The sequence below is a fragment of the Fulvivirga kasyanovii genome (assembly GCF_009711405.1).
Taxonomy (GTDB): Bacteria; Bacteroidota; Bacteroidia; order Cytophagales; family Cyclobacteriaceae; genus Fulvivirga; species Fulvivirga kasyanovii.
The window spans coordinates 1-10,184 of the sequence record NZ_SMLW01000432.1; the positions used below are offsets into that span (position 1 = coordinate 1).

Below are 10,184 nucleotides of genomic sequence, written 5' to 3' on the forward strand. Positions count from 1 at the left end.
ACTAACATGCCATTAACAGCTTTAACTGGTTCACTGGGGGTGAAACGAGCTGCCCATTTATTGCGCAGGGCCACCTTTGGAGCATCGAAGCAGCAAATCGATTATTTTGCCAATCTAACCGCATCTCAAGCCGTAGCACAGCTTTTTGCTACTGATTTACCTGACCCAACATTGCCCATCGATCCTGCCACAGGACAGGAGTGGGTGGAGAGTGGTGTTGTGGAAGGGGCCAATAGCGGGGACGATGAACTGAGGGCTTATTTCAAAGCCTGGTTTATCGGACAGATGATGAGCACTGATATTGCTGACAGCCACGAACTGGCTTATGCTCTGAGAGAGAAAATCACGCTGTTCCTTCATACACATTTTACTACGATGGAGGAAAAAGTAGATGACAGCCGCGCCCTTTATTTTCAAAATGCACTTTTCAGGCTTTTTGCTTTCGACAAAGAGGATGAAAATGTGGTGATAGTCGATGAAGATACCGGAAACTCTCAGAACGAAATAGCTCCGCGAAACTTCAAAGAACTAACAAAGAAAATTTGTATTGACAATGCCATGCTCATATTTCTGGATGGCCGCCAGAATGTAAAAGGCAGTGTAAATGAGAATTTTGCCCGCGAGATGTTTGAACTCTACACCATTGGCCGGGGGCTTGAGGCCCGTGTAAATGGTATGACACCTCCAGGGCCGGATGATTATTTCACATTTACGGAACAGGATGTACAGGCTGCTGCAAAAGTTCTTTCAGGATTTGACCGCGATAAAGATTTTGAGACTATCGATCAGTATACGGGCATCCCGAGAGGGCGGATCAGAGGTGGCGTAATTGCTACTCAGCATGCTGAGGGTGTAAAACAATTCAGTGACTACTTTTCCGGTTTTAATGATGGAAAAGTGACTCCTGATCCAACCCTTTTCCAGACCGGGCCTACGGAAGAAAGTGCTATTGATGAGATCAGCCAACTTATAGATATGATCTACAGCAGAGAAGAGACCGCACGACATATTTGCCGTAAGCTGTACCGCTTCTTTGTTTATTATGATATTGATGAAACGCTGGATGATGATGTAATTGCCCAGATGGCAGCTACATTTACTGCCAATGACTTCAAAATACAGCCTGTACTGGAGGAGCTATTCCAAAGTGAGCATTTCTATGATAATGTATCCGGTGTTGAGGATGACAAATTCGGTGGTATTATTAAATCACCACTTGACCTTATCCTGGGTACACTTAAGTTTCTGGAGATAGAGCTTCCTTCATACCAAAACGACCTTGAGAACTTCTACATGATGACAGGGAGTCTACTGGATCTGATGGGACGCCAGGGAATGACCTTTTACGAACCTTATGAAGTTGCAGGTTATGTAGCATACCACCAGTTTCCTGTTTATAACAGAAACTGGATATCCACCAACTACCTTACTCAGCGGTATGACTATATCAGGCAGTTGATGAACCAAAATGAAAACCTGCCGACGTTTGATATCCTGGAATTTGTAAAACTAAACTTCAACGCCCAGGCAACAGATGCCAAACAATTCATAACCACGCTCGCCCCTTATATTTTTCCTTTTGCGGAAAACCTTGACTATGAGGTAGATGGCGGCGACCTGACCAAAGAGCGCATCAGATACTTTTTACAGGTATTTATACAATTTGATGACTATCAGAATACTGCAGCCGTTAACCAGGCCAACTCGGACTGGGGTAGCTTGTATGCTGATCCGTCTAAGTACCTGGAAGCCGGTGAATACCTGAGAAGGCTTTTTAACGCAATGATGCAGTCTCCTGAATACCAACTATTTTAAACCATGAAAAGAAGAAAATTTCTAAAACAGCTCCCCATGCTGGCCGGTGCTTCGCTGGCTCTGAACAACATACCTATTCGGGTCATGGGTGAGTCGAGCCATTTCTTAAGACTGGCAGACCAAAGCAATAGTGACCGCGTAATGGTAATTATTCAGCTTCATGGAGGAAACGATGGTCTGAATTCCGTTATTCCGGTAGAGCAATATGACCTGTATTACAGCAGAAGAGCGAACATTGCCATTCCTGCAAAGAATAGTGTAAGAAGATATATACCTCTTGACTCCACGTTACCCTCCGCAGACCAGGTGGGTTTACACCCGGATATGATCGGGGCCAAAGACCTGTATGACCGGGGCCGGATGGCGATTGTTCAGGGTGTCTCCTACCCTAACAATAACGGTTCTCACTTCCGGGGCCGGGACATTTGGCACATGGGCGGAGGCTTTGATGATTATTACTCATCAGGCTGGGTAGGCAGGTATCTGCAAAATAATTATCTTCCCAAGGTTTATCCGGATGACTTCCCTAACTCGGACATGCCAGATCCATTGGCTATAGAGGTAGGCAGCGACGTATCTTTGATGTTCCACCAGCATGGCAATATACCGACCTCCATTTCAATACCCGGAGGCCCGCAGGGGTTTGCAGACCTGGTAGAAAGCCTTGAAGGTTTTGAAGATAAACTCATTGACCCGCGAGGCAAACCTCCTGTTGGCCTGGATAATTCTCCTTACGGCAAGGAGCTTAACTGGATCCTTGGCCTCGAGGATAAATCAGAAGATTATGCGGCAAGGCTCCTGGAGGTATGGAATAATGCCAGCGCCACATCAGTGACCTATCCGGAGATCTACCCTTTCAATGCTCCTTCGGGCAGCCTTACCAACAGACTGACTCCTCAGTTACAGGTGGTGGCCAGGCTCATTGCAGGTGGTGCCAAAACAAAAGTTTACCTCGTAAGAATCGGAGGTTTTGATACACATGCCGATCAGGTTGAGAGTTATGACCCTACTATGGGGCTACACGCTGCTCTGATGTACCACATCTCTTCGGCCATGAAGGCTTTCCAGACCGACCTCAGATCGAGGGGTATTGAGGATCGCGTATTATCGCTTACCACTTCAGAATTTGGCAGAAGGATTGATTCTAACGGTAGCTTCGGGACTGACCATGGCAAGGGTGGACCTATGTTTATCTTCGGAAAGCATGTTAAGCCAGGTGTGCTGGGTACAAACCATGACTTGTCTACAGGAAGAGGCAATATTGATATGCAGCATGACTACAGGCAGGTGTATGCCACCTTGTTGAAAGACTGGATGCAGGTGGATGAGGATGTGGTCAATAATGACATATTCTTCGGAAACTTTATCGATGGCCCTAAAGAAGACGGAACTGGCAACTATGAGCCTTTGCAATTAATTTCGGATGAAGTAACAGGAACCGAGGCCTTCTTTAAAGACCGCTTCAGGCTTAATGATGCCTATCCGAATCCGGCCTCCGGATCAACCCATATTTCTTTTTACATCAATACCGAAAACCAGGTAAACATTAAACTTATTGACCAAAAAGGACAATTGGTGAAATGGCTGATGCAGGAAAGGAAAGGCCCGGGTGAGCATAAGTTTAAGGCTAACCTTGCCGGAATCAAACCCGGAATCTATTTTTACCAGATAGAGTCGGGATTACTAAAAGACACTAAAAAACTGATTATAAGAGAGTAATAAGTCAAATGAAAAACCTAACCGCTCTGATTTTGAGTGCTGTCCTGATCCTGGGATATCAGGCTACAGAGGCTCAAAGTAAAAGAAAAAGAGACAAAATGTATCCCGCTTACAGTACGCCCAAGCCCAATAAGGGTGACCGCTTTTTGCAAACGCAGTGGTGGCTGGGCTTCAGGGCCGGGGCAAGCCTTACGGAAGCCAACCCTATAAGACGTTTTTCAGGTTTCAGCCCTATCAATTATGACCAGGAGCTTACCGAGAAAACTTACAGTGGCTTTGAGCTGCCCGGTGGCCATGCAGGAATTGAGATCACCTTTTATCACAGAGGGTTTTCTTTTAGTCTGCAACCCAACTATCGCAGGCAAAGGTTTTCTTACTATAACGAGTTTACCTGGGACGATGCTGAAAACGGTGATAACCAGCTTGATTTGAAGTATGACCAGGACCATCAACTGGATTATATTGAAATACCTTTTTTCGTCAAATATGACCTTACCAGAGGCAATCTGAGGCCTTTCATTCAAATTGGCGGCTACTATGCCAGATTGGCCAACGCGAACAAGGCAGTGGAAATTACAGGAACTGATTATGCATCAGGAGACGCCGGCCCTTTTAATACTGAAAATGTAGTAATAGGTGCCAAAGACCTCTTCATCAAAACTTCGGTTGGAGTAGCCGGCGGTGTGGGTGTAAGTTACGACTTCTGGAATATGAGGCTGGTACTGGATGCTACATATCGCTATGGTATGAATAACATTACTAATGCCAAAAACAGGTATTCGAAAAACGAGCTGGCAGGGATTGGGGATGCGCTTGATGATGTTGAAATGCGAAACATCTCATTCGGCCTCGGCTTCCTGTTCCCTCTGAGGTTTATCAACAAACAGTTTGATGCAAATTAATCTTTCACCAACCATGAAGAATAAACTCAATGCATATATAGCCTTCATTTTAATAATGACGGCACTCCTTTCATCATGCGATATTTCTGATAATGAGATCGCGCCTGATGCTTCATTTTTCAGGATTTATGACAATGACCTGTTTCAGGCATCTTTTATTCCAATAGATGTAAAACAGACCGGTGACGGCGGCTATCTGATTTTAGGAGCCACAAGGCTGGATGATTCTGATTTTCTGGGTGTATACCTTTTAAAGGCGGATGAAAACGGACAATTTGTTTCCGAACAAAACCTTTCCTCTCAGTTTGTACATCCGGTCAACAGTCTGATAGAGTTCGAAGACAAATTCTATTTTGTGGCCATGGAAGCCACCAGCCTCCAGGCTCATTTATTCACTTTAAACAGTGCAGGCCAATTGACAGACACTGCTGCCATTGGTGGTAATGTGTACTATCCTTTATACGCTGCTGCTGATGAAAACAGTATCATACTCCACAGCTATGATAATGGTGATAAACGATCAGTGCTATCACTGGTCAGCACTTTGGGACAGGTGATGAACCAAATTGACTTTAGCATTGGCGCCGGGGATGAAGTGGAAGCGCCTATTATTGAACACTTTACCAGAACAGGCAGGCAACTTCCCTTCTCAGCAGGTAAAATGGACAACGGCTTGTACTTTTTCAATGGCTTTTACAACTACACCATGTCGCTGGTATTCACTAATTTCTCCAGTGAAGACCCCAATGGCGTTACGCAGGGCCAGCATGATAATGGAGGGATAAGCGCTGTTTCGCACATAGCGGGAAATAACTTTGCTATTGCCAGGTTCAATTACGGTGATAATTATATTCTACCAAAAGTAGAGCTTAATGTAACCGGAACCACCTCATCTTTTGATCTTGCAGGAAATTCGTTTCCTGAGCTTGTTCCTGACGCACCTGTAGTGGTGAAGAAAATGAGCATTGATGGCAAGGATATATCTTTATATGGCAGTCATACCAAAGCGGGTAAGATCATTTTAATGGCGTATGGTGCCAGTTCGGGTGAACTTTTGGGCACAAAACATCTTGGCTACGCCAACCCGTTTGAAATTGCAGGCTTTAATGCAACGGAAGACAATGGACTCATAGTAGCGGGCGCTACGTCTGTGGCAGACCGGTTTACGCGTATTTGCCTTTTTAAGTTAACTGAGGACGAGCTTGTTGAGCTTGTAAACTAATTCAATACAGGAAGGCCCTCAACCGGGAGCCTTCCTGTATTTCTTACCATCTCCTTATTTCTATATTCTTATGGAAACCTGTCTTAAGCTCGTTGAAAGGTAAAAAGACGTTTAAAATACCACTTTCAAAAGAAGCAGATATGTTTCTAAAATCTATTTCCGGAGACAATGGACATGTAGCCACTACATGGGGAACCATTATCGGTGAGTCATTCCTGCCTGCAAACTCCAGATTGTGATACACCATCAGGTTCTTATCAATAATCTCCACCTTTACCTTTTCTACATTTACTCCGGGAATGCGGGCCTTTATTAAATAGTGATCAGATTTCTTTTCAAGCTTCACCTGCGGCTCACTGATGCCACCGTTAAGAGTATTGACAATGTCTGCTGTCTGTAGTACTCTCCTAACCCATTTCTTATCTTTATCATATTTCATAAAAATCTCCTTTCCATTTGGTGTTATAACAACAACCATCATACCATTATCCGGGCTTATCTTCTCGCATGCCATAATGACTGATCGAGAGAAAATCAATAGACAGAGTGGCAGAGCCAGGTGCTTGAAAAGTGAGTTTAAGAAGCGAGTTGAATACAGATAATAGGAGTGATTGACGTGAATAGGCCATGTCAGTACGAACTACTCCGCTGAGAATTATTGAGCAATTCTTTGACACCCTTTCAGGCCTGGACTGCTTACTACTTTTTAACAAAAGGCTGCACCTTTTGCTGATAGATTGCGCCCCTTTCAGGGTTACGTGGAAGTTGGTTATGACTTCCTTCAGATGGCTAAAAATGCATTTTTATAAGTGGGATGGTATCAACTAAACCTCTTGTGAGTATTACCCCTCGCGTGACGGATTATCAGTTGCCCGTTCACGGAGCTACTGAATATAGTTTCTCAAACGAGATGGTAAATTAACTAAACTTCTGGTTAGCGGCATTACCTTCTGCCTGCATTGCCGAACAGCTAAGCTTTACCAAACTTTTGGAAGTTTAGTAAAGCCGGGGTTTAGTACTGTCGGTAAGCTTTTATGGCTGGGTATTGTGCCATTGAAAGTTTAATCAGAATAGCTCCTTGGCTATATTCAATACTGAATTTGATTTGCCCATCGAATAGTAATGCAATACTGGGACTCCGAATTTCACCAGTTCTTTTGACTGTTTTATAGTCCACTCTATGCCTACCTGACGTACTTGCTTGTCATCTTTGCATTTTTCTACGGCATCTGCCAGTTCTTCGGGTAGATCGATATAGAAAATCCTTGGTAGTACATTTAACTGTCTCTTGGTAGTGAGTGGTTTTAATCCCGGAATAATAGGAACATTGATACCCATTTCCCTGCATTTTTTCACAAACTCAAAGTACTTCTTGTTATCAAAAAACATCTGTGTAACAATATAGTCAGCCCCCATGTCTACCTTCATTTTGAGGTATTTCATGTCTGTTTTGAGATTCGGAGCAGCGAAGTGCTTTTCGGGATAACCGGCCACACCAATACAGAAATCGGTAGGATTGGCATTTAGCAAGTCTTCATCAAGGTATTTCCCTTTGTTCATATCCACGACCTGACCTAACAGATCTGAGGCATATTTATGCCCACCGTTTTCAGCCACAAATACAGATTCTGTCTTTATGGCATCTCCCTGTAGCAGTAACACATTGTCTATACCCAAAAAGTTAAGGTCGATGAGGGCATTCTCTGTTTCTTCCTTGTTGAATCCTCCGCATATGATGTGTGGAACGGTATCTACATTGTATTTATTCTTGATGGCTGCGCATATACCAACGGTACCGGGACGCTTTCTGATAGATTTTTTCTCGAGCAGACCGTTTTCCCTTTTCTTGTAAACGAATTCCTCTCTGTGGTACGTCACATCAATAAAGGGAGGGTTAAACTCCATAAGGGGATCAATATGATTGTAAAGGTTATCAATATTCTCCCCTTTTAACGGAGGCAGTATTTCAAATGAAAAAAGTGTTTTTTTTGCGTTCGAAAGATGTTCTGTTATCTTCATATTCGTTCTGGGATATTCCGGCAATGCGGAAACTGTAAAATTTTTTTAAATCATACTGTTTTAATAGGCGAGGTTTGGCCCAAGCCATTTCTCAATTTGTTCGGTTGACATGCCTTTTCTTTGCGCGTAATCCTCCACCTGGTCTTTTTCAATTTTGCCCAACCCGAAGTACTTTGATTCGGGATGAGAAAAATAGAACCCGCTTACAGCAGCAGCCGGGTACATAGCATAAGAATCGGTAAGGGAGATTGCCGTATTTTTTTCTACCTGCAACAGGTCGAACAGCAATGGCTTTTCCGTATGGTCAGGGCATGCGGGATAACCTGGCGCAGGCCTGATACCGGCATATTTTTCTTTAATAAGTTCTTCGTTTGAAAGATTTTCTTCTGATGCATACCCCCAAAGGTCGGTTCTTATTTTGGCATGCATAAGCTCGGCAAAAGCTTCGGCAAGCCGGTCAGCTATGGCCTTGACCATGATCTCGTTATAGTCGTCATGGGCCTTTTTGTATTTTTCAATAAGCGGCTCTATACCAATACCTGTAGTAACGGCAAAGCCTCCGATATAATCCGTGATGCCTGCATCTTCCGGAGCCACAAAATCGGCCAGGCACAAATTAGGTATTCCTTTACCTTTTTTGCCCTGCTGTCTTAAAAAATGGAACGTTTCCACATGCTCACCCTCAGCAAAAACCTTCACATCATCCCCTACTCTTTTGGCTTCATAAAGGCCGATAACACCATTGGCATGGAGCAGGTTACCTGCTATGATCTCATCGAGCAACTGATTCGCATCATCATATAATTTTCTGGCCTCGGTTCCAATGACTTTGTCTTCAAATATTTTGGGGAACTTGCCCTTTAGCATCCAGGTCTGGAAAAACGGGGTCCAGTCTATGAACTTTCTGATCTCTTCCAGCGGATAGTCATTAAACACTTTATTGCCCAGCACTTTGGGTTTAACCGGCTGATATGCAGACCAGTCTATCGGTGTCTGGTTTGCCCGGGCTTCATCCAGGCTGATATAGGTTTTGTCGGATTTGCGTGAGGCGTGTCCTTCCCTCAACTCCTTATACTCCTGCTTGATCTTTTTATGAAAGGCCTCCCTTGTATTTTTACTGATCAATTCCCCTACCACAGGTACACTGCGTGAGGCATCGAGAACATGAACTACAGAGCCGCTGTAATTTTCATCTATCTTTACCGCTGTATGTACCCTTGAGGTTGTAGCTCCGCCAATAAGTAATGGAAGTTTCAGATTTTTCTTCTCCATTTCCTGAGCTACATACACCATTTCATCCAAAGATGGTGTGATCAGGCCGCTGAGGCCAATAGCGACTACATTTTCTTTTATGGCGGTTTCGAGGATCTTCTCAGCAGGCACCATAACTCCCAGGTCTACGATCTGGTAGTTATTACAAGCCAAAACCACTCCTACGATATTCTTTCCGATATCGTGGACGTCACCTTTTACGGTGGCCAGTAATATCTTGGCGGCAGATTCCGTGGATTTGTTTCGCCGCTTCTCCTCTTCCATAAACGGCTCGAGATAGGCCACTGCTTTTTTCATAACACGGGCACTCTTTACCACCTGAGGCAGGAACATCTTGCCGGAACCAAACAGGTCTCCCACGATATTCATTCCGTCCATCAACGGCCCTTCTATTACCTGTAGTGGTGTTCCGTATTTGACTCTGGCTTCTTCAGTATCGGCATCTATGAATTCAATAATTCCCTTTACCAAAGCATGTGATATACGCTCTTCAACAGTACCCTGTCTCCAGGCATCGTCGCGCTGTTTCTTCTTCGCTCCACCTTTTACTTTTTCCGCAAAATCAAGAAGCCTTTCGGTCGCATCATCACGCCTGTCCAGCAATACGTCTTCGACATACTCCAGAAGATCTTTGGGAATTTCATCGTACACCTCAAGCATAGTTGGGTTCACAATGCCCATATCCATACCGTTTTTAATGGCATGATACAAGAAGGCAGAATGCATAGCCTCGCGAACTGCATTATTTCCCCTGAAAGAAAAAGAAACGTTGCTCACACCACCACTCACATGTACCCCAGGGAGATTTTCCCTGATCCATTTGGTAGCATTGAAGAAGTCCAGTGCATTCTTCCGGTGCTCTTCCATACCGGTAGCCACGGGGAAAATGTTGGGGTCAAAAATAATATCCTGCGGAGGGAATTTAACCTTGTTGACGAGGATGTCGTATGAGCGTTTACAGATATCAATTCGTCGCTGATAGTTATCAGCCTGGCCGTCTTCATCAAAAGCCATCACCACTACGGCGGCTCCATACTGTTTGATCTTTTTGGCCTGTTTTATAAACTCATCCTCCCCGCCCTTCAGACTTATGGAATTAACGATTCCTTTACCCTGAATGCACTTGAGACCTGCCTCAATAATATGCCATTTAGAGGAATCGATCATGATCGGAATTTTGGATATTTCCGGTTCTGATGCTATCAGGTTGAGGAATTTGGTCATGGCCTCTTCCC

7 protein-coding genes are annotated in these 10,184 nt (G+C 44.2%); 4 read left to right on the plus strand and 3 right to left on the minus strand.

The genetic code is table 11. The features are described 5' to 3' along the window. From E1163_RS06530 to E1163_RS06545, 4 genes are all read left to right on the plus strand, one after another. Positions 1-1,815: DUF1800 domain-containing protein (locus E1163_RS06530; RefSeq protein ID WP_155170633.1), on the plus strand; the 1,815-nt coding region annotated here is incomplete at its 5' end. Between the two features lie 3 nt (positions 1,816-1,818). After that, positions 1,819-3,534: a DUF1501 domain-containing protein gene (locus tag E1163_RS06535; RefSeq protein WP_155170634.1), complete on the plus strand. Its 1,716-nt coding sequence runs from the start codon at positions 1,819-1,821 to the stop codon at positions 3,532-3,534. Positions 3,535-3,542: 8 nt separating this feature from the next. Then, on the plus strand, positions 3,543-4,436 hold the full coding sequence (locus E1163_RS06540) for an outer membrane beta-barrel protein (RefSeq protein WP_155170635.1): 894 nt from the start codon (positions 3,543-3,545) through the stop codon (positions 4,434-4,436). Between the two features lie 13 nt (positions 4,437-4,449). After that, positions 4,450-5,658: a hypothetical protein gene (locus E1163_RS06545; RefSeq protein WP_155170636.1), complete on the plus strand. Its 1,209-nt coding sequence runs from the start codon at positions 4,450-4,452 to the stop codon at positions 5,656-5,658. Positions 5,659-5,701: 43 nt separating this feature from the next. On the opposite strand, the gene E1163_RS06550 is transcribed toward E1163_RS06545, so the two are convergent. The 3 genes from E1163_RS06550 to metH all read right to left on the minus strand — a co-directional run. Continuing rightward, entirely contained in the window at positions 5,702-6,139 is a 438-nt protein-coding gene (locus E1163_RS06550; protein ID WP_221417951.1) for an Hsp20 family protein, read from the minus strand. A gap of 584 nt (positions 6,140-6,723) precedes the next feature. After that, a complete protein-coding gene (gene metF / locus E1163_RS06555) occupies positions 6,724-7,677 on the minus strand; it encodes a methylenetetrahydrofolate reductase [NAD(P)H] (RefSeq protein ID WP_155170638.1) in 954 nt (317 codons plus the stop codon). 60 nt (positions 7,678-7,737) lie between these two features. Then, the coding region (gene metH / locus E1163_RS06560; RefSeq protein WP_155170639.1) for a methionine synthase at positions 7,738-10,184 on the minus strand (2,447 nt) is incomplete at its 5' end.